The organism is Rickettsia bellii RML369-C (assembly GCF_000012385.1).
Classification (GTDB): domain Bacteria; phylum Pseudomonadota; class Alphaproteobacteria; order Rickettsiales; family Rickettsiaceae; genus Rickettsia; species Rickettsia bellii.
Map to the genome: position 1 here is coordinate 81091 of NC_007940.1, position 26075 is coordinate 107165.

The following is a 26075-nucleotide window of genomic DNA, read 5'->3' on the forward strand; positions in this document are numbered from 1 at the left end:
TAAAACTTGCGTTATCTTTTAATCGATTTATAAACTCGAATGAATTTTCTCAGAAAAGCTTTTATTAGTATTTTTACAACTTTTGCTGCATTGTTTCTAATTGCATATTTAATTTTTTATAGTGCAAATCATGGACATATGAATAAGCCTTTAAAAAGAGTAATTGAATTTTATTTAAGTAAGAATGATATCAAAGCTGTAATAGATGACTTAAATTTTAAAGAAAATCACTTAATAATTAATAAAATTTCTCTATATCTTATAGATAATGCTGAAGGGGAAATTAATGACCTTGATATTACTTTAAATTTCAAAAATTTATTTTCTAATTCATTAATAGAAGCATATTTTAATGTAGCTCAATTTTCGGTAATATCAAATAATAAGGAAGAAATTATAAATACTCAAATAAATGGTGATTACTCCTTAAATATATTCCAAAGAAATATTTTAACTAACATAAATCTAACTTCAATAAAAAGTGATATTTTAACCGATGAAAAAGGGGCAGGGCTGCCGCTTGGAAAAGTTATATGTGTTTATAAAACTAGCAATACAAAAAGTAACCCTAAAATAGCTGATTGTAAGTTGAATTTTGGTAACAAAGCTTCTTTAACTTTAAACAGTAAAGTAACTGATAAAAACATAGATGCAAATGCCAATATAGTAAATATTCCTTTGATAATTTACCAAACAGTAGAAAAAATTATTCCTAATAATCCTGTGATATCATATTTGCGAGAGCATATAAAACAAGGTCACATTCAAAACGGCGAATTAAGCATTAAACTAGATAGAAAATTTTTAAAAGAAAATATTTTAGAAGATGATAATTTAAAAGCAAATTTGCATATATCAAATTTTGAATATAAATATCATAAAGATTTACCTGCTTTAACTAAAGTTGATACTAATATAGTTATTTCAGGGGCAGAGATAAAATTCTTGATTAATGAGGCTTATAGCGGTAACAGCGTTCTGTCTAATGGTATTATGACTTTTAAATGGGAAGGACCTCTTAAGTCACAATTTGTTTTTAACGCTACTGCTAAAGGTGAAATTAGTGATTTAGTTGATTTTATACCAAATGATGCATATCAAAATGTTAAAAATGAAGATATTGATTTGAAAGAAATTAAAGGAAATGCCAATTCAATAATAGAGATAATAATTCCTATCAATCCTGAAATCGATAATAGCTATAATGTTACCTCAACAGTAACTGATATAAATTTTAATACTTTAAGCAATAATATATTGTTACAACAAGGTGAGGCAAAAGGTGTTTTTAAAGACAATCAATTAAATATTACTGGTAAGGGTAAAATCAATAATTATGTAAGTAATTTTACTTACGACCACGATATGGTAAATGAAAATAATAATTGCCTGCTTAAAATAAAAAGTAATATTACAGCAAATAATAAAAGTTTTGGCATATTAAAATTAATGTCAGGTAGTGCTGTTTTAGATTTTGAGTATAAGAAACAAAATAACAATACAACTATGGATCTTAATTCTAACCTTGATAATTTAGAGTTTTATATAGATAAAGTAGCTATCCACAAACAGTTGCGTAAAAAAGCTAATTTAAATATCCATACTAAATTAAGTGATAAGGGTTCAGATAAGAATATCGAATTTAATCTATCAGGGGATGATAGTTTAAAAATTAGTGGTAATATCTTAGCTAAGAAAGATACTTATAATATATCCTTGCTCTCCATCAATCATAAAAATACAAGATTAAGCGGAAAAATAACTATAGATAGTCATAATCTAAATACTGAAATTTATGGAAGTGTATTAGACCTTTCAAACTCTAATATGATGGGGTTTTTACAAAAAGATGGTGATTCCACACGTAATGTAATGTTAAAAACTAACATATATAAAATTTTATTAAAAGATAATGTAATTTTAGATAACTTTGATTTAGCGATTAAATGTGATAAAGTACGCTGCTTCTCTGGTTTTCTAAATAGCAATATTTCTAATAATGGAAAAGTGAGGATGTCTCTTACTGCACAAGAAAGCTATGAACAATGGTTAATTGAGTCAGATAATGCTGGAGCATTACTTAAAGGGCTTGGGATGTATAGTTCTATGCAAGATGGTTATGCTAAAATTAACTTAAATACTAGAAGATACAAAGTTAAAAAAGGCGATATAATACCAATATTAGATGGTAAATTCTATATAACACGTTTTGCCTTAACCGATACTCCTTTTTTAACAAGATTAGTTTCTTTCGTTTCAATACCTGGTCTTCTTAGCTCGATAACCAATAATAAGAATATTTCATTTGAAGATATGAACGGTAATTTTAGTTATCAAGGAAACGTAATTACATTATACGGTGCAGAAGCACACGGACCATTTTTTGACTTTACTATGAAAGGTAATATTGATACTAACCAAAAATTAATTCAAATTAAAGGTAACGTTATTCCTTCATTTTTCTTCATTAGTAGTATTGTAACTAAAATACCGGTAGTAGGTAAGATATTTTCTAAGGTCGCACCTTATTCTTTAAAAATACAATATAAATAATATGTTTTTGATAAAGAAAATAAGTATAGATAAAATATATTTACTTGGGATTTTGCTCTTAGGTCTGATTTCCGGTTTCACGTTTAATTTAATTTTTTTTACCGTTCCGTATCAATTATCCGAAGCAAGATATACAACCGATATAATAGGTTTAATATCGCTTGCTGCTTTTCCTTATTGTTTAAAGGTTGTATGGTCTCCCTTTATTGATAAATATTCTATTCCTTTTTTATGTTCTAAATTTGGAGCAAGGCGTGGCTGGGCAATAGCATCACAGCTATGCCTAATTTTAGCGATGACCGGATTTTTAAGCTTTAGCCCTTGTGATAATATATATATTACAGCCACTATATTATTTATTATCTCTTTTTGTGCGGCTACTCAGGATATTGTACTTGACGCATACCGCATTGAGAGACCTACTTCAAAAAAAGAACTTTCTTTAGCGTTTACTTTCGGCAGTATAGGATTCCGGCTTGGGATGTTACTCGGTAGCGTCGGTGCTTTATATATATCGGTTATTTTTGATTGGAGTACTGTTTATAAATTAGCTATTTGTATTACTTTTCTTGGACCTATGATTGTTTTATGCATTAAAGAACCAAAGCCGAAACAAAAATCTCATAGAACAAAGGATTTAATAAATCTAAAACAATATTTTGAAGTTATTAAAAGCAGCATTATATCCTTGAAAAACGAACAACAGCATTTATTATTAATCATGCTGTTTGTTTTTCTATATAAAGCCGCTGATTCTATACCTATGGCTATGAGCTCACCTTTGTTATTAGATTTAAGTTTTACTACTCATGAAATAGCTTTTATTTACAAGGCTTACGGATTGTTTATCATGATAGTAGGAGGAGCATTAGGCGGAATTTTATCAACAAAAATCGGTATATTACGCAGCGTTTTAACCGGCGGCATTATTCAATTACTTTCACCTCTTATGTTCATGATCCTTGCTATTGTCGGATATAACGTAAAGATATTTATAATAACTATTACTACGCAAAATTTTTGCATTGGTTTTGCTGGAACTATTATCTCTATATATTTTGCAAATCTCTGTAATAGTGAATTTATTGCTACCCAATATTCTATTATAGCATCTTTTAGCTCGGTTAGTCGTATTGTTTTAGCTGCTCTTGGTGGCATTTGTGCAAAATATCTTCCTTGGTCTTTATTCTTTTTTTGTAATACGTTATTTAGTATGTTATTTATACTGGTCTTCTTTAAAGTGTATGGTAAGAAAATATAAGTGTTATTACATGGATCGAAAAATATCTTTAGTGTCATCCCGTTGCTTGTTCACGGGATGTAATATAAAATAATTATGAAATTATATTCTTTTCAAGAACATTTATCAGAGCTTAAAGTAAGATTATCTAGAATATTTATTATTTTTATAGTTGCATTTGCTATTTGCTATTATTTTAGTGATAATATTTATAGTTTCTTATTAGAACCGCTTGCTAAACTAAGTAAGGATAATTTACGAAATATAATCTATACTGGACTTACTGAGGCATTTTTTACTTATATTAAGCTTGCAGCTTTTGCAGCTTTCGCTATTATTATACCGATAATTGCTTTAGAATGTTACTTATTCGTTAGTCCGGGATTATATCACCATGAAAAAAAAATTATTGCGTTTATTCTTTTTATATCGCCTATTTTATTCTGGTGTGGTAGTATTTTCGTTTTTTATTTCGTAATGCCAAAAGCTTGGAATTTTTTCCTTAGTTTTGAAAAGCGTGATTTAATAGTACCGATAGTTTTAGAAGCTAGGATTAGTGAATATTTAAATCTAGTTATTCATCTAATTATAGCTTTTGGTGTTGCCTTTCAACTTCCAGTTGTTTTAATAATATTAAATACATTAAAAATAATTACAATAGAAACGCTTAAGCAAAAAAGACGCTTTGCGATAGTTATTAACTTTATTATTGCAGGAATATTAACTCCTCCAGATATATTAAGCCAGTTTGCTCTTGCAATACCGCTGCTTTTATTATATGAAATTTCAATAATAATATGTAATTATATAGAAAAAACCGAGGTCATAAATGCTAAATATTAAATGGATTAGAGAAAATCAAGAATTATTCGATGATAAGCTTAGGCAGAGATTTATTGAACCTATGGCAAAAAGAATCGAAGAGCTTGATGGTAAAAAAAGAAAAATCACTAATCTAATTCAAGAATTTCAGCACGCACGTAAAGTAAAGTCAAAAATTTTAGGTAATATAAATCCTAAAAGCGGCGAGGAATTTGAGGGATTACAAAGAGATGTCAAGGACATCAATGAAAAGCTAGAGGAGCTCGAACAAGATTTAAACAATAATAATGAGCTAAACGAGCTATTAAATACTCTTCCTAATATTCCTGATGAAGAAGTGCCATATGGTATTGATGAAAGTATGAATAAATTAATTCGTACTCATGGAGAAGTAGATCTTAATGCTCAAAATAAAAAACAACATTTTGAGCTTGGTGTAAAGCTAGATCTAATGGATTTTGAGCAAACAGCGAAAATTTCAGGTGCTAGATTTGTAACATTAAAAGGTGATTTAGCAAAATTAGAGCGTGCTTTAGCCAATTTCATGCTTGATGTTCATACTGGAGAGTTCGGTTTTCTTGAAGTGTCGCCTCCAGTGCTAGTTCGAGATAATGCTATGTATAATTCTGGTCAGTTACCTAAATTTGCCGATGAATCTTTTGCAACTACAAACGGCTATAGGCTAATTCCAACCGCAGAAGTGTCATTGGTCAACATGGTTGCCGATACTATTATTCCTCGTGAAAAATTACCTATGAGACTTGTTGCTTATACACCATGCTTTAGATCAGAAGCAGGTAGCAGTGGTAGAGATACTAGAGGTATGATTAGATTGCATCAATTTAGTAAAGTAGAGCTTGTATCTATTACAACACCTGAAGAGTCAAAAAACGAGCATGAATACATGACTAACGCTTCAGAAACTATCCTACAGAAACTAGGATTACATTATCGCACTATGCTACTTTGTACAGGTGATATGGGATTTGCATCACAAAAAACTTATGATATAGAAGTTTGGCTTCCGGGGCAAAAACAATATCGTGAAATTGCTAGCTGTTCTAATTGTGGTGATTTTCAAGCACGTAGAATGAAAGCACGATATAAGGAATTCGGTAGTCATGATACTACTTTAGTTCATACCTTAAACGCTTCTGGCTTACCAATTGGTAGAACTATGGTTGCAATTTTAGAAAATTATCAAAATGAAGACGGTTCAATAACCGTACCGGATGTTCTGGTAAATTACATGGGAGGGTTACAAAAAATCACTGCATATAAAGAATAATCATTTATTAAACGTAAATAATTAGGTAAAGTTTTGTAATAATGTTTATTACATGATAAAGTTTTGCAGTAAGTGTTTGCGATTATAGCTTGGTGTTATACTGTGACTGGATCGTTACATGGCTCGTTTTTCCCGTCATAAGCTATGCGACTAAAAGGAGCGTGGCGATCTCATGAAACAGCATATGATTTCTGAGATTGCGGACGTACGGAACTTTCAGTTTCTTCTCGCAATGATGGCTCTCAACCCATGCAACAAAGCCTTCAAGGGATGACAACAAATTAATTTAAATTAAGGTTATTTGTGTTTAGTGGTTTACGAAAGTTTGATAAGGATATATATAATTATAATGCTCCGAATTTTATACCTATAGCATGTCACTATAATGAGCATACTTTGCTTACCAAGGATGGTAAGTTACTACAAATTATTAAAGTCTATGGTATCAGTTCGGAAAAAATTAGTGATAAAATACAAAATTTACGTGAAATAATTAGAGCTTCCGTAAAAAAGCATACAAATAGTTATGATTTTGCTTTTTGGATGCATACAATAAGAGAAAAACAAAATTTAGACGATCCTACTCCGTATAAAAAATTATTACCTGCTAACATCCATGCATTATGGCAGAGAAAAAACCACTGGAATGATAAATTTGTTAATACTTTATATATTTCCATAGTACATGATTCTGCCAAGATTAAGATTAAAAATTTTGGCTCTCTGATAAATTCTTTATCAACTAAATTAATCGTAGACTTTGAAAATAAATATTTAGAGTCTGCTGTTCAGAAGCTAGAAAGTCTTGCTAATAATATTTTGAATGACTTAAATGAATTTGATGCAGAAAAGCTTGGTATAACATTTGAAAATGAAAACACATTTTCTGCACCTTTATTTTTATATAACCGAATAGCTAATATTAACGATAGTGATTGTTTAGTACCTATAATAGATTTATCAAGTGCAATAGGTAGAAGTACTTATACGATTAGTGGCGATAAAATGATAGTCACGAATCAGGAACAGAATAAAAAATTTATTTCCTTGTTATCTATCAAAGAATATCAAGAATCTCCTTCTGAAGCTCTTGATAAGTTTTTGCAGCTGCCGCTTGAATTAATAATAACCGAGATATTTTACTTTGTTGATAAAAAAGTAGTGACTGCTGCTTTAAAGGGGCAGGATTATATTTTAAAAATTACTAATGATAATAACTTGATTGAGCATAAAGGGATTAATAAACTTAATGATAATAAATCTTCTTTTGAGTTTTGTAATCAACAGATTTCAATTGCTGTTATAGAAGAAGATGAAGATAAACTTACTGCTTCTGTTGCAAAAGCTGCAAGAGAGCTTTTTAAACTTGGTATTGTTCATGTAAAAGAAGATCTTAATATAGAACAAACATTTTGGGCACAATTACCGGCTAATTTTGCTTTCATACGAAGAATGTCGCCTTTATTGTCAGATCATATAGCATCTCTTGCTGCTCTGCACAACTCACCTTTAGGTAGCCAATATACTTCTTGGGGACGAGCATTAACACTACTTAGAACAGAAAGAGGTACTCCTTATTTCATGAATTTTCATGATAAAACTGGTAGGGGTAATACTTGTATTTTTGGTACAGAAAAAACTGGTAAAACAGTATTATTAAATTTTCTGGTGTCGGAATCAACTAAGTATGATCCAACAATAATTTATATCTCTAATAGCAATGATTCTAAGATTTTTATCGAAGCATTAGAGGGTACATGGTTAGAAATTGATAAGCAAATTATCAATCCATTTTTAGTAGATGATACAGAAAAATCGCAAGCTTTTATTTTAGAGTTTTTAAAGATGTTAAGTGGTCATTATATTTCACCGCTTAATGAAGTAGAACTAACTTTTTTAGAAAAACTCAGAAGTAAAATTTTATCAATTGATAAAGAAAAGCGAATTTTTTCTGACATCTTAAAATTGGAAGATTTTAAAGAAGAGGGTGGCAGTACAATATTAGATAAATTAAAAGGCTTCACTGAGGGACAATTATATAGCGGTTTATTTGACCAGTCAGTTTTTAATATTAATGAAAGTAGTATTGTCGGTCTTAATTTATACAAGCTTTCAGATGAACCTTTTGCTAAGCAATTTTATCCAAGTGAAAGAAAATATTTAGAACAATTTAATAATAACTTAAAAAAACATCAAAGTGTTTGTGCTAGTGTAGTTTATGCACTTACTTACCATTTAAGCTTAGTAGGTACTAAACCTAAAATATTCGCTGCAGATAGTTTTGATAAACTCTATAAACCTGAAATTTATAGTGATAATATAAGCTTAATTTTTAATAATTTATCTGAAAATAATGGTGTCTTTGTAGGTAATTTTAATTTTATTTACCTTAAGAAATATACTTTAAAAGCATGGCTTGAAATAATTAATACTAAAATTATTTTACCGTCTGATGTAAAAATCGAAGATCTAGATGAGATTTTAGGTTTAACAGATTCAGAAATACGTAAGTTATCGCAATTAATACTTACCAGTAGAATGTTTTTAATTAATAAAGATAATGAATCTATAGCTTTAGAATTAAGTATAGCAGCATTAGTCGGGGTCGTGCGTATTTTATCAAGTAAAAAGGAAGAAATGGCTATCTATAAAGAAGTGCTAGAAAAATACCAAGGACCGCCAGATAATTGGATTAATTATCTATACGATGCACTAAACGTAGACTAGTCTACTCGATGAACTTCAAAAATTGGCTACGTCGTTCATAAGTACTCCGGTACTCACGTATTAAATATACGTTCCGTTCCTCGTCTTATGAACTTCTTGCTCTTTTTGAAGTTGATCTTCGTATACCAACTTTTCTAATAAGAATTCTTACTAGAAGTATATACGACTATTTAACAACTATTTTATAACAATTACTCAAAGTGTTGAAAAAATATTTATTATTTTTTTTATTTTGCTCAATTAATACGCATGCCAGTATTTGGGGTGATATAGGTGGTTGTATTACTGATCCTTGTAATTGTGGACAAAGTGAAAGAACAGAAACTTGGAATAAAGGTCCGAATCAAATAGTAAAGACATTTAAAACAGGTGCAAATTGTCCTCCTTGGAATAAAAGTGATGGTCGTGATACTGATAATTGTTTATTACAATTTGATTATCCTGGTAGGTTTGTACCTTTTGTATTAAATAGATGTGCTCAAGCGTCACCAGACAGTACCTATTTTACTCCTAAAATAACTATTAGAATTCAAAGCTGTAATGCTGCTGCTTGTTGGTCTCAGAACGCTAATTTAAACTGGGATGGACAATGCGTATTATGGCCAACCGGTTATGGTTTACCGCTAACTAGAGTTTGTGCCAGAATTGCAGTACCTGCAATGGCACCTCCTCCTGGAATAAATTCTGATCCTTCCCCTGCTGATCCTGGATATACTGCAGGATTTCATCTTAATAAAGTTGGTTTTACCGATAGTGACGATACTATAGTTGGGGTAGACGGACAAATACTTACTATTTCTTCCCCTAAGCTTTGTGCATATAGTGATCCAGGTCTTGTAAATCTTGTTTCAGATTCAGGACCACATACTGACCTTGTAGACTGGAATCCTAATAGTCAACCACTACATGAAACTACTAAGTTGAGCCCGATTGCACAAGTATTGAAATTTCTAGTTACTACACTTGGTGGAGCAAATATACCAAGTTTACTTTCTAAACTGCTTGGTATGATAAGTCAAGATTCGAAAATAATAAAAGTACTACAAACTGTACTTAATGCTATAGGTGATCTATTTAATTTCTTCCCTAATAAGGTAATAATACCAATCATTGAAGCTTTTGGGTCTTTAAACGGTTCTGTAGATGATTTTTCTTTCGGTTGTGTACAATTACCTTTAGGTCCTTACCCGCCGCCATTTTGTAAAAGTTTAAACGAGCTTAGCGTTCCTGCAGTCATTAATAATATATGTAGTGTTAAAAACCCTGATGGAACTTTTAATCAATCTTCCGTTGTCTTGCCTTGCGTAGTGTCAAATGTTAGAAATAATATTATTAATAATACAGTGCGTGTCAGTTTTAATAATCTTATACCTCTTTGTACTGGTGACAATCCTGATCTTAATACTTGTGTAGAAATAAAAGGGGTATTTACTTCAGCAAGTAGTGCTCACGTAGCTACTGCTTATACAGATTTTATTAAACCTTGTAGTAGTTCTTCAAGTGGTGCTCCTTGCATTAATACAAATATAAAATTACCTTGCGATGTTACTGCTAATGGTTGTAATCAAGGTTTTAGAATAGTATATTCGCAGGTTATGGATAAACTTGAAACTCCTAGTGATTATTTTATAAGTGATATACCTGATTGTGGTACTGCAGAAGCAAATAACTCAACTTCTTGTCAAAAAATATGGGGAGCTAATATAGGTCAGTTTGTTGATGTAAGCGTACAATTTCCTGAAGTGCAAGTTCAAGATAAAGATAATTTAATGCCAATACAGAAAAGCTTTACTTTAAATGATAGTAATAATAAACCTCGAAGCCTTTATGCTTCTATTAGTAATACTAAAACAGATACACAAGATCCAGCAGATATCTGTGTATTTGAATCGAGTAGTTTAGCAGGATGTGTGCCTAGAGTAAGTGATTCATATAGTTTAGCTACTTACGAATGTGAAAAACAATATTCGGGAATTACTTGCCCAAGCAATAGCTATTATACTCCACAATTCGTTGCTTCTATGCAAGTAATAGATGATAAGGGTAATATTATAGATCAAACTAGTACACTTGTGACCCCATTATCATATGCAGCACCTGATCCTGATAATCCTAATGCTACAGAAAGTGTAGTAACGCTTGCTGGTTATAATTATAGTTCTTCTGTTGCATTTATCCCTAAAGATCCCCCAAAATATCCGGATGATAAATATATTGCTATGCCATTTTCAGGTCCTAATGCGTTAAACCAAATAACAATTCACGGCGTATATAAAGATAATATACCGCCTTATGACAATAATGGAAATTCAAATCCAAATGCAGTCTATTTAAAATATTTGGAATATATAAATGGTAAATATGTACAAGGTGGAACGCATACCTGCTTAATGCCTAAGAATTTCCAGCATTGTAGTCCTGTACCACCACCACCATCAACAACACCTGGTAATCCTAATAATAATCAACAAATAAATTGTGTGCTTGCTAAATTAGATCAGTCAAATACTGTAGATTGTAGCGTACTTAAAAGTAAAATTGCTGAAGATGCTAATTATGCAAATCTTAGTTTATGTGAAAGTACAAGCGGTTGTTCTCAAGTAGAAACTTTATCAGGTACAGGAAAAGGTATTACCGTTTATAAATGTGCTAATAATACTAATTGTTATACTAATAATGATAATCCTAATACTCCTGTGTGCGTCTTAACTACAGACTATTTAAATAGGTTAGAACCTAAATCTAATTTAGGCTCTATATTAGATGCTACTCAATATTATAAAGTTACATTTTATCCTAGTGATGATCCTGCAAAACCTAATCAACCAACATATGATGTTAAGGTTTCAGATGTAAGAGATAAAACTTGGCGAGAGTTAAATCTATGTTCGCCTATTTTAGCTCCTGTTTGTTCTGCAATCACTTCTCCACAAGCTTCTGATGGTAATGCATTGTGGGGTGAAACAGATATAGGAGAGTTAAGAGTAGGTACATGTCCACCTAATTGGGTAGAAATAGATCCATCTTTAGATCCATATCCAAATCTGGAACCAAAAGGAACAAGCCTTAAGCGTTACTGCTTATCAAATTTTGACAATAAAACTATTAAATTTGAGACTTTAGGACAAAATATTGGTTGTAGAGAATCAAAAGGTCTACCTATAGAAATTATTGAAAACAATTTTCCTACGGAATTAGTAAATACTCCTTATAATCCTACTACAAAAACTGGTGATTTTATTTTAAATGTTGTACCATTACAACCTGATCCTAGCCTTGGAGTAGATGCATTCCCTCGTGATCCTAGAACTTTTATAGATGCATCAAATGAACCAGATAATAGTAAATTATTTACCATAACGTTTAAAGTAACTTTAGATGCTATTATGGCTGATATCGATTATTTTAAAATTCTAGATTTATGGTATGATGATTGTACACTTGTATATGTTAATAATACAAAAGTTCTTAGTGCACCTATAGCTTCTCAAGATTCTTTGGATCAAAAAGCTTATTGTAACAATGGTAATGATCAAGGTATGGCGTTACAAGCTAAAAATTTACCACTTGATATCAAGCCTTATTTAAAACAAGGAGAAAATACTATAAAATTCCAGCTAAGAGTTATGTATGGTGGAGGATTATATTATCATATGCAATATAAAATGCTGAGATAAGTTATGAGTTGGATTATTTTTTACACCATAATTTTTGCTTTATTAGTACTTGATTTAGGGGTTATACATAAAAAAAATGAAGTAATGAGCTTTAAGCAAAGCTTACTCTTTAGCCTTTTCTATTTTACAATATCCTGCTTATTTGGCATTTATATTTATTATAATATGGGAGCAGATAGCACACGTGAATATTATACTTGCTTTCTAATTGAAAAGGCTATGTCGCTTGATAATATCTTTGTTATCTCAATTATCTTCCAATTTTTTAAGATTCCGCAAAAATATCAACATCGTGTTTTATTCTTTGGCATAATTGGCGTTATAGCTTTTAGGGCTGTAATGATTTATGGCGGGATTATACTGATAAATAAGTTCTCTTGGTTATTATATATTTTTGCCGTGATACTTATTGCTACGGGCGTAAAAACTTTTTATGTATCGCATAAAACCTTTGATATACAAAATTCTTATCTTTATAAGTCAATAATAAAATATTTAAATGTTACGCCTAACCTGGAGGGGGATAAATTCTTTGTTACGCGTAACAAAAAACTATATGTTACTCCTCTTTTCATATCATTAATATTAATAGAAGCAATAGATTTAGTCTTTGCCATAGACAGTATACCAGCAATATTTGCCATTACTAATGATGCTTATATTATTTACACCTCAAATATTTTTGCTATTTTAGGGCTTAGAGCTTTATTCTTCTGTCTTGCAGAAATTGTTGAACGATTCAGCTATATCAAATATTCCTTAGCATTAATTTTAATATTTATCGGAATTAAAATATTTATTCATCATTATATAGCCATTCCGGCTTATATTTCTTTAACTGTTACTATTACTTTATTGCTATTGGGCATATTTGCTTCTGTAATTAGAAAAAATATAGTTGACCGCCAATAGGCTAAAGATATAATATCCTTAAAAATTTTTCCAAGATAAATATAATGATCAAATTACTACAATTATTTACTGTTGCTTTATCCATTTTTATTACTAATGCTGTTTTTGCCGAAGAAAATATAAACGAGCAAACCGGCTTTTATATAGGTGGGGAAGGCGGCGTAGTTGAACCTGTTATTAGTAAATTTCGCCATAAACATTCTAATACCGAAATTATTTTAAAAAGGGCAGGTATGTATAGCGGAAAAATAGGTTATATGATTTATCCGCAAATATCTGTTGAATTCTCGGCAACTTATCAACCTAAATATCGTCTGCATTACGTATTACCACCACAAAATTTAAGTAATGGTTTAACTATACCTAAAACTCCTGGGAATACTAAAGTATTCTCGAACATATATATGTTAAATCTTATTTATGACTTAGAAGAGATGAATGGTATCACTCCTTTCGTAATAATAGGTGGTGGTATAGTTCAGGTAAAAGTTAAACCTACATCTTCAAAATGGGATGTTATAAATAGCGATTATTTTAAGGTAAGAAAAACACATAAGAATTGTGTTGCTTGGCAAGCAGGACTCGGAGTTTCAAAATCTCTTTCTTCAAATTTTAGTGTAGATCTAACTGCAAAATTACAAACAGTATATCGGGTGAGAATTAATTATGACACACTTGATATGAAAACAGGACAATTTTTACCCGCAAAACCTATTAAAAAAACTATAGGTGTTGGAGAATTTGGTATAGGATTTACTTATAGATTGCCATTTTAAAGATTCTGTGAAATATTTATATGGTAGCTTTGTCATTGTGAGGAGGTATTGTCGGCATATATGGATAAATGATTTATACAACAAAGCTTCGCTGCTCGTAATGACGCTAATTATCGCAACTGTACTAATTAATCTAACTTATAAGGAAAAAATATGTCTGCAAAAGCTAGTAATTCTTCAAATCTTCCTAATGGTCACGATAAAACAACGAAAGAAAAACATAATACACAACCTGTTATTAATGGGGCAATAAAGCATAATACTTATGACGAAGTGCCGTATGAAAGCTATCCATATTCCTTTACTAATCCTTTTCATTTAAGCACTCTTGCGACTCTTTTCGGTGTAGATGCCCCTAATGTGGAAACCGCAAAAATATTAGAGTTAGGTTGTGCTGCTGGTGGTAATTTAATTCCTCATGCTGTTCTTTATCCAAAAGCTCATTTTGTTGGTATTGATTTATCTAAAGTACAAATTGACGAAGCAAATAAAACTGTAAAAGAACTTGGACTGAAAAATATAGAATTTCATCATTGTTCTATACTTGATATTGATGATTCTTTGAATAAATTTGATTATATAATTTGTCACGGTGTAATGTCTTGGGTATCAAAAAATGTTAGAGATAAAATCTTTGATGTATGTAATAAAAACCTAAGCAAAAACGGTATAGCATATATCAGTTATAATACTTTACCTGGCTGGAATATGGTTCGTACGGTTAGAGATATGGTGCTTTATCATTCTAGTTCATTTGTAAATGTACGTGATAAAATAGCTCAGTCTAGATTATTATTAGATTTTGTTAAAGATAGCTTAGAGAATTCAAAAACACCTTATGCTGAAGTATTAAAAACCGAAGCCGGATTATTATCGAAACAAACAGATCATTATTTACGTCATGATCATTTAGAAGAAGAAAATGCTCAGTTTTACTTCCATGAATTTATGGATGAAGCTAGAAAGCATAACTTACAATATTTAGCTGATTGTAACCTTTCTACTATGTATTTAGGTAATATGCCACAAAAAGTGGTAGAGCAGTTAAAAGTCGTAAATGATATAGTTAGAACTGAACAATATATGGATTTTATTACAAATCGTCGTTTTAGATCTACTTTATTATGTCATAATGATGTAAAAATCAATAGAAACATTAATAACGAAGATATAATGAAATTTAATATGATCTTTAACGTCGTTCCTGAAAAATCGCTTAAAGAGGTTGATCTTAATAATTCTTCTGAAAGCTTAGCATTCTTTTTGAACGGCAATAAAGATAGTAATTTGACAACTGCCTCACCCTACATGAAAGCTATTTTATATACTTTTAGTGAGCATCTTAATAACCCTCTAAGTTTTGAGAAAATAACCGAGGAAGCTAATAAAAAGCTACATGGTACTAAATTAAATGAAATAAAAGCTGAGCTTTTGGAAAACGCAATGAAGTTAGTATTACAAGGTTACATTAATATTACTACTCAGAAACATAGAGAAACACCTGAGCTTAATAAGCCTAAAACTACGAAGCTTGTAATACATCAAGCAATCCATACTCCTTATATGTGGGTTACAAATTTAAAACATGAGCCAGTAGGGGTTAATTTCTTTGAAAAACTTGCTATTAGATATATGGATGGTAAGCATGATAAGAAAGCTATTATTGATGCAGTGATGGGTCATGTAGTAAAAGGTGAAATAAATTTAAGCAAAGACGGACAAAAAATAGAAGATCAAGAAGTAATACGTAAACAACTCGAGGTCTTATTTATGCCAATGATTGACAAGTTTGCCGCTAACGCTTTATTGGTTTAATATACAACCCGTCATTGCGAGGAGCGTAGCGACGAAGCAATCTCAAGAGTTCTTACGAGATTGCCTCCGTCATCTGCCATGCATATCCTCTCAATGACGAGGAAACACAATATAATAACTCATGCCTATATTTTTTTATTTATTTACAACATTAATCATAATTAGCAGTCTATGCGTTGTTTTGAGCAAAAATTCCGTATACTCAGTATTATGGTTAATTTTTGCCTTTATTAACGGCTCTGGACTTATGATACTGCTTGGTGCAGAATTTTTAGCAATGATGCTAATAGTCATATATGTCGGAGCAGTAGCAGTATTATTTTTATTTGTGATAATGATGTTGGATATGCATTTTAATAAGGCTATAATGCAGCTAAAGGAAAAGCCTATCTTAAGCATTTTTGTATCTTTGATTATGTTTGCTGATTTAGTAGTGATTATTTTACTTGGTACTAAAAATATTCATTTTAGTTCTGATTTATCATTTGCCATAGCAAGTGATGTATCAAATACTAAAGCAATAGGAAAAATATTATATACTGATTTTATGATACCTTTCCAAATTGCAGGGCTTATTTTATTTGTTGCTATGATCGGTTGTATTACGTTAACTCTTAGAAAACGTGACGGAGTAAAGCGTCAAAATATTGCAAAACAACTTTCACATAATAAAGAAAATGCTGTATTAATGACAAAACCTCTTATAAATAAAGGAATTGAGAATATTAAATATGAATGAATATATAGGGCTTAATCACTATTTGATCTTAAGTAGTTTAGTGTTTACTATCGGGATGCTTGGATTATTTATGCATCGCAAAAATATTATCAATATATTAATGTCGATTGAACTAATGCTGCTTGCAGTTAATATAAATTTTGTTGCTTTCTCGGTATATATGCAAGAATTATCAGGGCAGATTTTCAGCATCATAATTCTAACTATAGCTGCTGCTGAAACTTCTATTGGTCTTGCGATATTACTGATATATTTCCGTAATAAAGGCTCGATTGAAGTCACAGATATCAATCAGATGAGGGGATAAAGATGTATAAAAGCATTGCTATAATGATTATTTTATTACCTCTTGCTTCTGCTTTAATAAACGGATTATTTGTAAGAAGAATAGATAAAAAACTAGCGTCTATAGTTGCAACATCGTTTTTATCTTTATCAGCATTATTTGCATTAATAATATTTTATCACACAGGATTAAACGGGCATATAATCCATATAAAATTATTGCCATGGATTGAAGTTAGCCAATTTAAGGTAGATTGGTCGATTTATATAGATCAGCTAACAAGCATAATGTTTATAGCCGTCACATGGGTATCTAGCGTCGTGCATATTTATTCTCTCGGCTATATGTCTCGAGATAAGGGGATAGTACGTTTCTTATCTTTCCTTTCGTTGTTTACTTTTTTTATGCTAATGCTAGTATCGGCAGATAATTTCTTACAATTATTTTTTGGTTGGGAGGGAGTTGGCATTTGTTCGTATTTATTAATTGGTTTTTGGTACTCAAAAGAATCAGCAAATAAAGCAGCTATTAAAGCTTTTATAGCCAATAGAGTCGGAGATTTTGCCTTTATTTTAGGCGTAATAACGATTATTTTTTATTGTCATTCAGCAAATTACGAGGATGTATTTTTGCTTGCTCCAAAATTAGCTAATACAAAAATATTGCTAGCTGATTTTGAAATTTCTATCCTTGATATTGCCTGCTTATTGTTATTCATCGGTTGTATGGGTAAATCGGCACAGATAGGCTTACATGTCTGGCTTCCTGATGCAATGGAAGGACCTACTCCCGTATCTGCACTGATTCACGCAGCAACTATGGTAACGGCAGGAGTGTTTTTAGTAGCACGCTGTTCATATTTGTTTGAATACAGTCCTATGGTGCTACAATTCATCACGATCATCGGCGGTATTACTTGCCTTTTTGCTGCAAGCATTGCCATTATGCAAAACGATATCAAAAAAATTATCGCCTATTCAACTTGTAGCCAACTTGGTTATATGTTTATGGCTTGCGGAGTATCAGCATATAATAGCGGTATATTTCATTTAGTAACGCATGCCTTTTTTAAAGCCTTACTATTTTTATCGGCTGGTAGTGTTATACATGCGGTTCATGAGCAGGATATATTTAAAATGGGTGAGCTGCGAAATAAGATGCCTATAACTTATGGAAATTTTTTAATCGGTTCGCTTGCGTTAATAGGGATCTATCCGCTTGCAGGGTTTTATTCAAAAGATTCGATCTTGGAAGCGGCTTATAGCAGCGGGTCATTTATGTTCATATTTGGTATATTAGCTGCAATACTTACCGCTATTTACTCAATGAAAATTATTATGTTGGTATTCCACGGCAAAACTAGACTAGAAAAAGATGTTTTCGAGCATGCTCATGAACCGCCTAAAGTAATGAATAATCCCCTTACATTATTGGTGGCAGGAAGCTTTTTTAGCGGGATGATTGGTTATTATCTGCTTTCAATGGATAAACCGAATGGTTATTTCCATGATAGTTTACTTAATTTACACGCTTATAAGCTATTAATTACTCATCCACCTTTGCATATTAAGTTATTACCAATGGTAGTTGGGATAATAGGGATTGTTGTAGGGATTTATTTATATAAATCAGATGTTGTTATGTCATTCCTGCGTAGGCAGGAATCCAGTAAAGATAATTACTTTACTAAAATATTAATCAATAAATATTATTTTGATGAGCTATATAATTTCTTAATAGTAAAACCTATTAACTGCTTAGCTTGTTTATTTTATTCTGGTGATCAAAAAATAATTGATCGTTTTGGTCCTAATGGCTTTGCTAGAAGTGTTAATTGTTTCAGTAGGTTGACCGGCAAAACCCAAACTGGATATGTTTTTAACTATACTTTATATGTAGTGTTGTTTGTTGTTGTAACAATTAGTTACTTTGTTTGGTTAGTTGCCGTGTAGTGTCATTCTCGCTTAAGGCTTGCCCTGCGTGGATCATTTTCCCCTGTCATCCCATGATTTATTCACGGGATCCAGTTAAAAATACTAATAAAAAATGCTATGCATTTTACTGGATTGCTTCGTCGAAACTTTCAGTTTCTTCTCGCAATGACGAAAAACCTGATCCATGCGGGCAAGCCTTAAGTGAGAATGATATATGAGCCATTGCCATTGCTAAGAATGACGAAAAACTTATAAGATCTTAAAAAAATGTTAGAATTACCAATCATATCAATTACTATCTTCCTACCGCTAATAAGCGTGCTATATATTTTGCTATTTATTAGTCAAAGCAAAAAACCCGATAAGCAAATACATACAATGTATGTTGCGGTGCTGAGTAGTGTTTTAACATTTATCTCAACTATATATATATTAATAGAATTTGATTCATCTAACCCTACTTATCAATTTGTTGAACGATATAGCTGGCTTGATAAAATTGGACTTGAATTTCATGTAGGTATTGATGGTATATCAATATTTTTCGTAAGCTTAACTTCCTTTCTTACTCTTATTTGCATTATCGGAAGCTTATTTACTGTTAAAAAATATATAAAAGAATATTTGGTATGTTTTTTATTAATGGAATCCTTTTGTATAGGAGCATTTACCTCAATAAATTTATTAGTATTCTACTTATTCTTCGAAGTAATATTAGTACCGATGTATATTATTATTGGAGTATGGGGCGGTGAGAATAGAATATATGCGGCTGTTAAATTCTTCTTATATACTTTCTTTGGCTCGGTATTTTTCTTATTATCAATAATATATATTTATAGTAAGATTCACAGCTTTGATTTAAGCAATATTGGCGAATTTACTAATAATTTTCCTTTGCATGTACAGCAAATTTTATGGTGGGCTATTTTTATTGCCTTTGCCATCAAAATTCCTATGATTCCATTTCACACATGGTTACCTGACGCTCACGTACAAGCACCTACCAGTGGCTCAGTTATTCTTGCGGGTATTTTACTAAAACTTGGTGGCTATGGTTTTTTAAGGGTATTACTGCCACTTCTACCTAACGCATCGCAAGAATTTGCAATTTACGTAATTTGGCTTAGTGTTATTGCTATAATATATGCCTCCCTTGTCGCCTTAGCCCAAAAAGATATGAAGAAAATGATTGCCTATTCGTCTATTACCCATATGGGTTATGTTACTATAGGTATTTTTAGCTTTACTGATAGCGGAGTGAGCGGGGCATTATTTCAAATGTTAAGCCATGGTATAATCTCCTCCTGCTTATTCTTAATAGTTGGCACTTTATATGAAAGGTTACATACTAAAGAGATAGCTAAATATGGTGGTGTTGCAAGTAAAATGCCGGTGCTTGCAACGTTTTTTATGATTGCAATGCTTGGCTCTGTCGGCTTGCCAGGAACTAGCGGATTTATCGGTGAGTTTCTAAGCCTACTTGGAATTTATAAGGTAAATGTAATAGCAACTTTCTTAGCAGCTCTTGGTATAATTCTTGGTGCTATTTACATGCTGAAGCTATATAAAGAAGTGATGCTAGGCGAAATTACTAATAAAGAAATCATTAATTTCAGAGATTTATATATTTACGAAATAATCTCAATCGCTCCTTTAATATTACTAATTATTTATTTCGGTCTAATGCCAAGTTCTATTTTAAATGTATTTCATTTGTCAGTAGAGAATTTGTTAGTTAAATTTTTCTAGTTGATTATAAAAGATTCAAGTGTTACTCTAGTTATAGAACTTTAAATTGAGGTCTATATGAAAAACAGAATAAAAAAAACAGTTAAAGACGTAAATGAGAAGCTAGATGATGCAAGTAGAGCAGTTGGTCAGGACGTTAATGAAGCAACAGGGATAGATGTAAGCCATGTTGTTAACCCAGAAGCATCTGACCATAAAGAAGCTTTAAGAAATGCTCGTGAAAAATTAGGAATGGGTGACAACCAAGAGAACAAGGACGCAGAACTTGCTGGGGCTGAAGCTGAACTAAACTCATGAAATTAAAATCTGGTATATTATCTACAATTTTCTCTAAATTATTTACAGTAGAAGAAATGGCAAATGAAAATTTGCCATATTCTGCTGATAATGTAACTGATATAAATGTTGGAAGCCAAGCTTTAGAAACTAAGTTAGATGAAAACCCTAATCATGATATAGTATTATTAGAGCTATACTAAGATGCTATCATTTCACCAATTAAAATTTAATATATATCAAAAACAATTATTTGATAATTTAAGTATTACTTTTTTAGATTCTGCTATTACCTATATAAAAGGAGCTAATGGTTGTGGAAAAACTTCGCTATTACGGATGATAGCGGGTATTATGCAGCCAAGTAACGGTAATATTTTCTATAAAAATCTTAACATTAACAATATTGCTAAGCCTTACTGCACTTATATTGGTCATAATTTAGGTCTAAAGCTTGAGATGACTGTTTTTGAAAATCTGAAATTTTGGTCAGAGATTTATAATTCAGTGGAAACTCTAGATGCTGCCATCCATTATTTTAAATTATATGATTTATTAGATGAAAAATGCTATACTTTATCCAGTGGATTGCAGAAAGTTGTAGCTTTAGCAAGGCTTATTGCTTGCCAATCGGATCTATGGTTGCTTGATGAAGTTGAAACCAATTTAAGTAAAGAAAATAGAGATTTACTAAATAACTTAATTGTCATGAAAGCAAATAGTGGTGGTATTGTACTTCTATCCTCTCACACCGAAAATCATATTAAATCAGCACAAATATTACAACTTACTTGAAGTATTAAATGAAATACTATAAAGTCAAAAAGTTCATAACTTCTTATTTATAGGAGTATACTCGTTTTATTTGAAAAATTGGCGGCGTTACTTTTTGCTTATAATCCTCACGTACTAGTATGTACGCTGCGGTTATAAGCTTCAAAGTGCCTTGCTCTTTTCCAAATAGAACTTCATCTACTAATTATTCATTTATTAGAGGTATATATTATGCAAGTAATAAAAGCTTTAGAACAGGTTTTAGCAGATAGCTACGCCTTATATTTCAAAACACAAAATTATCATTGGAATATTGAAGGAGCTGAATTTAGAAGCCTGCATTTATTATTCGAAGGGCAATATGAAGATTTGGCAGAAAGTCTAGATGAGCTAGCTGAACGAATAAGAACTTTAGATGCTAAAGTTCCGACATTATCAAATTTGATAAAACTAGCATCTATAAGTGAGCCAAACCCTAATGCTTCTGCAAATGAAATGCTAAAAAGCCTTGTAAAAGATCAAGATATTATAATAGATACTTTATATAAAGGTTTAAAAATCGCACAAGCAGAAGGTGATGAGGGAACCGCCGATATGATCATTGGACGGATTAAAGTGCACGAGAAAAATAGGTGGATGCTGAAAAGTTCTCTGTGTCATCCTGCGACTTGATCGCGGGATCTTGTATCACAGACCGTATCCTGAGATCCTGCGATCAAGTTGCGGGATGACAATAAACCAACCAACGAAATAAAAATAAAATGGAACAGTATGATATAGCCGTGATAGGTGGTGGACCTGGCGGATATGTTGCTGCAATTAGAGCAGCACAATTAAAGAAAAAAGTTGTATTAATAGAGAAAGAGCATTTGGGTGGAGTGTGCCTTAATTGGGGATGTATTCCGACGAAATCCTTGCTTAAATCTGCTGAAGTGTTTGAGTATATAAAACACGCTAAAGATTATGGCGTTGATGTTGGTTCTGCTAAAATTGATATTAAGAAGATAGTTGAGCGTTCTAGAGAAATTTCAAATAAGCTAGCTGGCGGTGTTAAGATGCTGCTTAAGAAAAATAAAGTTACTGTTATAGATGGAGTAGCAAAGCTTGAAGCAAATAAGGTAATAAATATTAATGATAACCTTAAAATAAAAGCAGATAATATTATTATTGCTACCGGAGCAAGAGCTAGAGTTTTAAAAGGATTTGAGCCAGATGGTAAACAAATTTGGACTTCAAAGGAAGCTATGATACCGCAGCATGTGCCGAAATCTATGATTATAGTAGGTTCAGGTGCAATTGGTATAGAATTCGCCTCATTTTATAATGCTATTGGGGTGGATGTTACAGTAATTGAAGCTCATAGCAAAATATTACCGGTGGAAGATATAGAGATTTCAAACCTTGCTCATAAAAGTTTTGAGAAGAAAGGCATAAAAATTATTACAAATGCTAAGCTAATTAAGCAAACAAAATTAAAAGATGGTTTAGAAATCGAACTAGAGCTAGCTGGTAAAACACAAAAATTACAAGCTGAAATTCTGCTTATGGCAGTAGGTATTGTAGCAAATACTGAAAATTTAAGGCTTGAGAAAACAAAAGTTAAAGTAGAAAACGGCTATATAGTTACTAACGGCTTAATGCAAACAGCAGAATCAGGGATTTACGCAATAGGTGACGTAGCAGGTGCACCTTGTTTAGCACATAAAGCAAGCCATGAGGGCATTATTGCAGCGGAAAACATTGCAGGCTTAAAGCCTCATGCTATCAATAAGCACAATATCCCTGGCTGCACTTATTCTTCACCGCAAATAGCAAGTGTTGGTTTGACGGAAGAAGCTGCAAAAGCATTAGGTCATGAACTAAGAATCGGTAGGTTTCCTTTTATGGCGAATGGTAAAGCCCTAGTTGGCGGTGACGCTGAAGGATTGATCAAAACTATATTTGATGCTAAGACCGGTGAGTTACTTGGGGCACATATGATAGGTTCGGAAGTTACCGAATTAATACAAGGATATGTAGTTTCAAAGAATTTAGAGGGAACAGAGCTAGATTTAATTAATACCATATTCCCGCATCCGACTTTATCGGAAATGATGCACGAGTCGGTCCTAGCTGCTTACGATAGGGCTATTCACATATAAAATTAGGAAAATGAATAAAGATATTTTAACTCAGAATTATGCAGTTGCGTTATTTGATAATGCTAAATCTGATAATACTCAAGATAAGATACTTGAAGAAGTTAATCTAGTGACTAGCATTATTGAAGATAATATAGAGGTTAAAGAGCTGTTATCTTCACCTATAGTAAATAAAGTTGATAAAATTGGCGTGATTAATTCGCTGGTAAAAAATATTAAAATCAGCAAAATAATGCAAAATTTCTTATTATTGTTGATAAAAAATTCCCGTACTTCTATCTTAGCAGATATAGCAAACACATATAGTAAATTATTATATGAAAGCAAGAATATTAAAATAGTGCAGGTAATTTCTGCAAATAAATTAAAGCCTACTGAACAAGAATGGGTTAAAACAAATATCGAAAAAGAGCTAAAACAAGAAACAAAAATAAATTTTGAAATAGACCCTACCATTATGGGAGGGATCGTAATTAAATATGATAGTATCCTGCAAGATTATTCGATAAAAGGTAGTTTGGATAAGATAGCTAAGGCTTTGCAGAGTGTTAATGTTTTTGATTGTCATCCCGTGGCTTGACCACGGGATGACATCGAAAGTGCTTTTCGATCAACGCAGGCAATGCCGCCACAGGATGACAATGGAATAATTAAAAAAACTTAAACCATATGAAATTAAAACCTATTGAAGTAGCTGACATATTACAAAAAGAGATAGCAAATATTAATTGTTTAAGCGAGCTTGAAGAAGTAGGGCAGGTAATAAATGTTGGTGATGGTATAGCAAAAATTTATGGTCTTGCAAATGTGCAATCTGGTGAAGTAGTAGAATTTGAATCAGGTGTTAAAGGACTCGTTCTAAATTTAGAGAATGATAGTGTTGGTGCTGTGATTATGGGGGATGATAATCAGGTACAGCAAGGTGATAAGGTTAAAAGAACCAAAGAGGTGCTAGAAGTACTGGTAGGAACTGCTTTGCTTGGTAGAGTCGTTGATGCACTCGGTAACCCTATTGATGGCAAAGGTGATATTAAGAGCAAAGAATATCGCCATATTGAAATGAAAGCTCCTGGTATAATCGATAGAGCTAGTGTTAGTGAGCCTGTGCAAACCGGTATAAAGGCTATTGATTCATTAATTCCGATAGGAAGAGGACAGAGAGAATTAATAATAGGCGATAGACAAACCGGCAAAACAGCAATAGCTATCGATACTATTATTAACCAAAAGCAAGCTCATTCGCTAAATGATGAAAAAGATAAAATTTATTGTATTTATGTAGCAATAGGGCAAAAAAGATCAAGCGTTGCCCAAATAGTAAAAAAGCTGGAAGATGCTGGGGGCAATGGATTATACAATCATTGTTTCGGCTACTGCATCGGAAGCTGCTGTATTACAATTTGTTGCTCCTTATGCCGCATGTAGTATGGGTGAGTATTTCCGTGATAACGGCAAGCATGCACTTATTATTTATGATGATTTAAGTAAACATGCTGTCGCATATAGACAAATTTCATTGTTACTTAGAAGACCGCCCGGACGTGAAGCATATCCCGGTGACGTATTTTACTTGCATTCAAGATTACTTGAGTGTGCTGCTAAAATGTCAGAGGAGAAAGGCGGCGGTTCACTTACGGCACTTCCTATAATCGAAACCCAAGCAGGTGACGTATCTGCTTATATTCCAACAAACGTTATTTCTATTACTGACGGTCAAATTTTCTTAGAAAGCGAGCTGTTTTATAAAGGTATAAGACCGGCTGTTAATGTCGGGATTTCAGTAAGCCGTGTTGGTTCTGCTGCACAAATAAAAGCTATGAAGCAGGTTGCAGGCTCGATAAAGCTTGAACTAGCCCAATTTAGAGAGCTTGAATCTTTTTTACAATTTGGTTCAGACTTAGATTCTGCTACTAAAGCACAAATCGAACATGGTAAAAGGCTTGTTGAGATATTAAAACAAGCACAATATCATCCTTTTTCAGTCGAAGAGCAGATAATAAGTATTTATGCTGGAACTAAAAAATATTTAATTAATATACCTGTAGAGAGAATTAAGGAATTTGAAGAAAAAATGCTTAGTGAGATAAAGCAAAATCAAAAAGATATTTTAGAGTCAATAAAAAGTGAGAAGCGTATCACTGAAGAAAATGAACAGAAATTAAAAACATTTTTAGAGAATTTCGTTAAGGACTTTGTCAAGATTGATTAGAGTTGTTGTCATTCCGTGGCTTGTCCACGGGATGGCATTGCCCGCATGGATCATTCTCCCCCTGTCATCCCGTGATTTATTCACGGGATCCAGAAAAGCATCTTACGATTAGTATATTACTAGATTCCGTGGTCAAGCCACGGAATGACAATAA

General features: G+C 31.9%; 19 protein-coding genes and 1 pseudogene. All 20 read left to right on the forward strand.

Translation table 11 applies throughout. The features are described from left to right. Nucleotides 1-39: 39 nt before the first annotated feature. The 20 genes and pseudogenes from RBE_RS00395 (at nucleotide 40) to atpA (ending at nucleotide 25921) form a co-directional block, all read left to right on the forward strand. Entirely contained in the window at nucleotides 40-2553 is a 2514-nt protein-coding gene (locus RBE_RS00395; RefSeq protein ID WP_011476772.1) for a DUF3971 domain-containing protein, read from the forward strand. A 1-nt stretch (nucleotide 2554) separates the two neighbouring features. Further along, nucleotides 2555-3814 carry an AmpG family muropeptide MFS transporter gene (locus RBE_RS00400; protein ID WP_011476773.1) on the forward strand — a complete coding sequence of 420 codons (1260 nt, stop codon included), beginning with the start codon at nucleotides 2555-2557 and terminating at the stop codon, nucleotides 3812-3814. Between the two features lie 75 nt (nucleotides 3815-3889). Next, on the forward strand, nucleotides 3890-4636 hold the full coding sequence (tatC, locus tag RBE_RS00405; RefSeq protein ID WP_011476774.1) for a twin-arginine translocase subunit TatC: 747 nt from the start codon (nucleotides 3890-3892) through the stop codon (nucleotides 4634-4636). Further along, complete coding sequence (gene serS, locus RBE_RS00410) at nucleotides 4623-5903, forward strand: serine--tRNA ligase (RefSeq protein WP_011476775.1); 1281 nt, start codon at nucleotides 4623-4625, stop codon at nucleotides 5901-5903. The genes tatC and serS overlap by 14 nt, the downstream gene beginning before the upstream one ends. A gap of 303 nt (nucleotides 5904-6206) precedes the next feature. Further along, a complete protein-coding gene (locus RBE_RS00415; RefSeq protein ID WP_011476776.1) occupies nucleotides 6207-8630 on the forward strand; it encodes a VirB4 family type IV secretion/conjugal transfer ATPase in 2424 nt (807 codons plus the stop codon). Nucleotides 8631-8830: 200 nt separating this feature from the next. After that, nucleotides 8831-12307 carry a hypothetical protein gene (locus RBE_RS00420; RefSeq protein ID WP_011476777.1) on the forward strand — a complete coding sequence of 1159 codons (3477 nt, stop codon included), beginning with the start codon at nucleotides 8831-8833 and terminating at the stop codon, nucleotides 12305-12307. 3 nt (nucleotides 12308-12310) lie between these two features. Next, nucleotides 12311-13219, forward strand: coding sequence for a TerC/Alx family metal homeostasis membrane protein (locus RBE_RS00425; RefSeq protein WP_011476778.1), 909 nt, complete (start codon nucleotides 12311-12313; stop codon nucleotides 13217-13219). Between the two features lie 44 nt (nucleotides 13220-13263). Next, nucleotides 13264-13995 (forward strand): outer membrane beta-barrel protein, encoded by a 732-nt coding sequence (locus tag RBE_RS00430; RefSeq protein WP_011476779.1) that lies wholly within the window; start codon nucleotides 13264-13266, stop codon nucleotides 13993-13995. 153 nt (nucleotides 13996-14148) lie between these two features. Further along, complete coding sequence (locus tag RBE_RS00435) at nucleotides 14149-15810, forward strand: methyltransferase regulatory domain-containing protein (RefSeq protein ID WP_011476780.1); 1662 nt, start codon at nucleotides 14149-14151, stop codon at nucleotides 15808-15810. Nucleotides 15811-15931: 121 nt separating this feature from the next. Further along, the gene (locus RBE_RS00440) at nucleotides 15932-16549 is read left to right on the forward strand and encodes an NADH-quinone oxidoreductase subunit J (RefSeq protein WP_011476781.1); all 618 of its coding nucleotides are present in this window, start codon (nucleotides 15932-15934) and stop codon (nucleotides 16547-16549) included. Beyond that, nucleotides 16542-16856 carry an NADH-quinone oxidoreductase subunit NuoK gene (nuoK, locus tag RBE_RS00445; protein WP_016948103.1) on the forward strand — a complete coding sequence of 105 codons (315 nt, stop codon included), beginning with the start codon at nucleotides 16542-16544 and terminating at the stop codon, nucleotides 16854-16856. Before RBE_RS00440 ends, nuoK begins: the two co-directional genes overlap by 8 nt. A gap of 2 nt (nucleotides 16857-16858) precedes the next feature. After that, complete coding sequence (gene nuoL, locus RBE_RS00450; RefSeq protein WP_011476783.1) at nucleotides 16859-18787, forward strand: NADH-quinone oxidoreductase subunit L; 1929 nt, start codon at nucleotides 16859-16861, stop codon at nucleotides 18785-18787. 249 nt (nucleotides 18788-19036) lie between these two features. Next, entirely contained in the window at nucleotides 19037-20521 is a 1485-nt protein-coding gene (locus tag RBE_RS00455; protein WP_011476784.1) for an NADH-quinone oxidoreductase subunit M, read from the forward strand. Nucleotides 20522-20578: 57 nt separating this feature from the next. Further along, entirely contained in the window at nucleotides 20579-20818 is a 240-nt protein-coding gene (locus tag RBE_RS00460) for a hypothetical protein (RefSeq protein WP_012152263.1), read from the forward strand. Further along, complete coding sequence (locus tag RBE_RS00465) at nucleotides 20815-21000, forward strand: hypothetical protein (RefSeq protein WP_012152262.1); 186 nt, start codon at nucleotides 20815-20817, stop codon at nucleotides 20998-21000. Before RBE_RS00460 ends, RBE_RS00465 begins: the two co-directional genes overlap by 4 nt. 1 nt (nucleotide 21001) lies before the next feature. Further along, nucleotides 21002-21592, forward strand: a complete 591-nt coding sequence (gene ccmA, locus RBE_RS00470; RefSeq protein WP_011476785.1) for a heme ABC exporter ATP-binding protein CcmA — start codon at nucleotides 21002-21004, stop codon at nucleotides 21590-21592. A gap of 210 nt (nucleotides 21593-21802) precedes the next feature. Then, nucleotides 21803-22243: a Dps family protein gene (locus RBE_RS00475; RefSeq protein WP_011476786.1), complete on the forward strand. Its 441-nt coding sequence runs from the start codon at nucleotides 21803-21805 to the stop codon at nucleotides 22241-22243. Between the two features lie 89 nt (nucleotides 22244-22332). Then, nucleotides 22333-23712 carry a dihydrolipoyl dehydrogenase gene (gene lpdA, locus RBE_RS00480; protein ID WP_011476787.1) on the forward strand — a complete coding sequence of 460 codons (1380 nt, stop codon included), beginning with the start codon at nucleotides 22333-22335 and terminating at the stop codon, nucleotides 23710-23712. Between the two features lie 10 nt (nucleotides 23713-23722). Next, entirely contained in the window at nucleotides 23723-24292 is a 570-nt protein-coding gene (atpH, locus tag RBE_RS00485; protein WP_011476788.1) for an ATP synthase F1 subunit delta, read from the forward strand. An 89-nt stretch (nucleotides 24293-24381) separates the two neighbouring features. Further along, nucleotides 24382-25921 (forward strand): annotated as a pseudogene (gene atpA / locus RBE_RS00490) (F0F1 ATP synthase subunit alpha). Nucleotides 25922-26075 lie beyond the last annotated feature (154 nt).

Coding starts and splice junctions, on each gene's coding strand:
- RBE_RS00400 (WP_011476773.1), top strand. CDS start 2,555: ATGTTTTTGATAAAGAAAATAAGTATAGATAAAATATATTTACTTGGG.
- nuoL (WP_011476783.1), top strand. CDS start 16,859: ATGTATAAAAGCATTGCTATAATGATTATTTTATTACCTCTTGCTTCT.
- serS (WP_011476775.1), top strand. CDS start 4,623: ATGCTAAATATTAAATGGATTAGAGAAAATCAAGAATTATTCGATGAT.
- RBE_RS00395 (WP_011476772.1), top strand. CDS start 40: ATGAATTTTCTCAGAAAAGCTTTTATTAGTATTTTTACAACTTTTGCT.
- tatC (WP_011476774.1), top strand. CDS start 3,890: ATGAAATTATATTCTTTTCAAGAACATTTATCAGAGCTTAAAGTAAGA.
- RBE_RS00455 (WP_011476784.1), top strand. CDS start 19,037: ATGTTAGAATTACCAATCATATCAATTACTATCTTCCTACCGCTAATA.
- lpdA (WP_011476787.1), top strand. CDS start 22,333: ATGGAACAGTATGATATAGCCGTGATAGGTGGTGGACCTGGCGGATAT.
- RBE_RS00425 (WP_011476778.1), top strand. CDS start 12,311: ATGAGTTGGATTATTTTTTACACCATAATTTTTGCTTTATTAGTACTT.
- RBE_RS00435 (WP_011476780.1), top strand. CDS start 14,149: ATGTCTGCAAAAGCTAGTAATTCTTCAAATCTTCCTAATGGTCACGAT.
- RBE_RS00440 (WP_011476781.1), top strand. CDS start 15,932: ATGCCTATATTTTTTTATTTATTTACAACATTAATCATAATTAGCAGT.
- nuoK (WP_016948103.1), top strand. CDS start 16,542: ATGAATGAATATATAGGGCTTAATCACTATTTGATCTTAAGTAGTTTA.
- ccmA (WP_011476785.1), top strand. CDS start 21,002: ATGCTATCATTTCACCAATTAAAATTTAATATATATCAAAAACAATTA.
- RBE_RS00465 (WP_012152262.1), top strand. CDS start 20,815: ATGAAATTAAAATCTGGTATATTATCTACAATTTTCTCTAAATTATTT.
- RBE_RS00475 (WP_011476786.1), top strand. CDS start 21,803: ATGCAAGTAATAAAAGCTTTAGAACAGGTTTTAGCAGATAGCTACGCC.
- RBE_RS00460 (WP_012152263.1), top strand. CDS start 20,579: ATGAAAAACAGAATAAAAAAAACAGTTAAAGACGTAAATGAGAAGCTA.
- atpH (WP_011476788.1), top strand. CDS start 23,723: ATGAATAAAGATATTTTAACTCAGAATTATGCAGTTGCGTTATTTGAT.
- RBE_RS00430 (WP_011476779.1), top strand. CDS start 13,264: ATGATCAAATTACTACAATTATTTACTGTTGCTTTATCCATTTTTATT.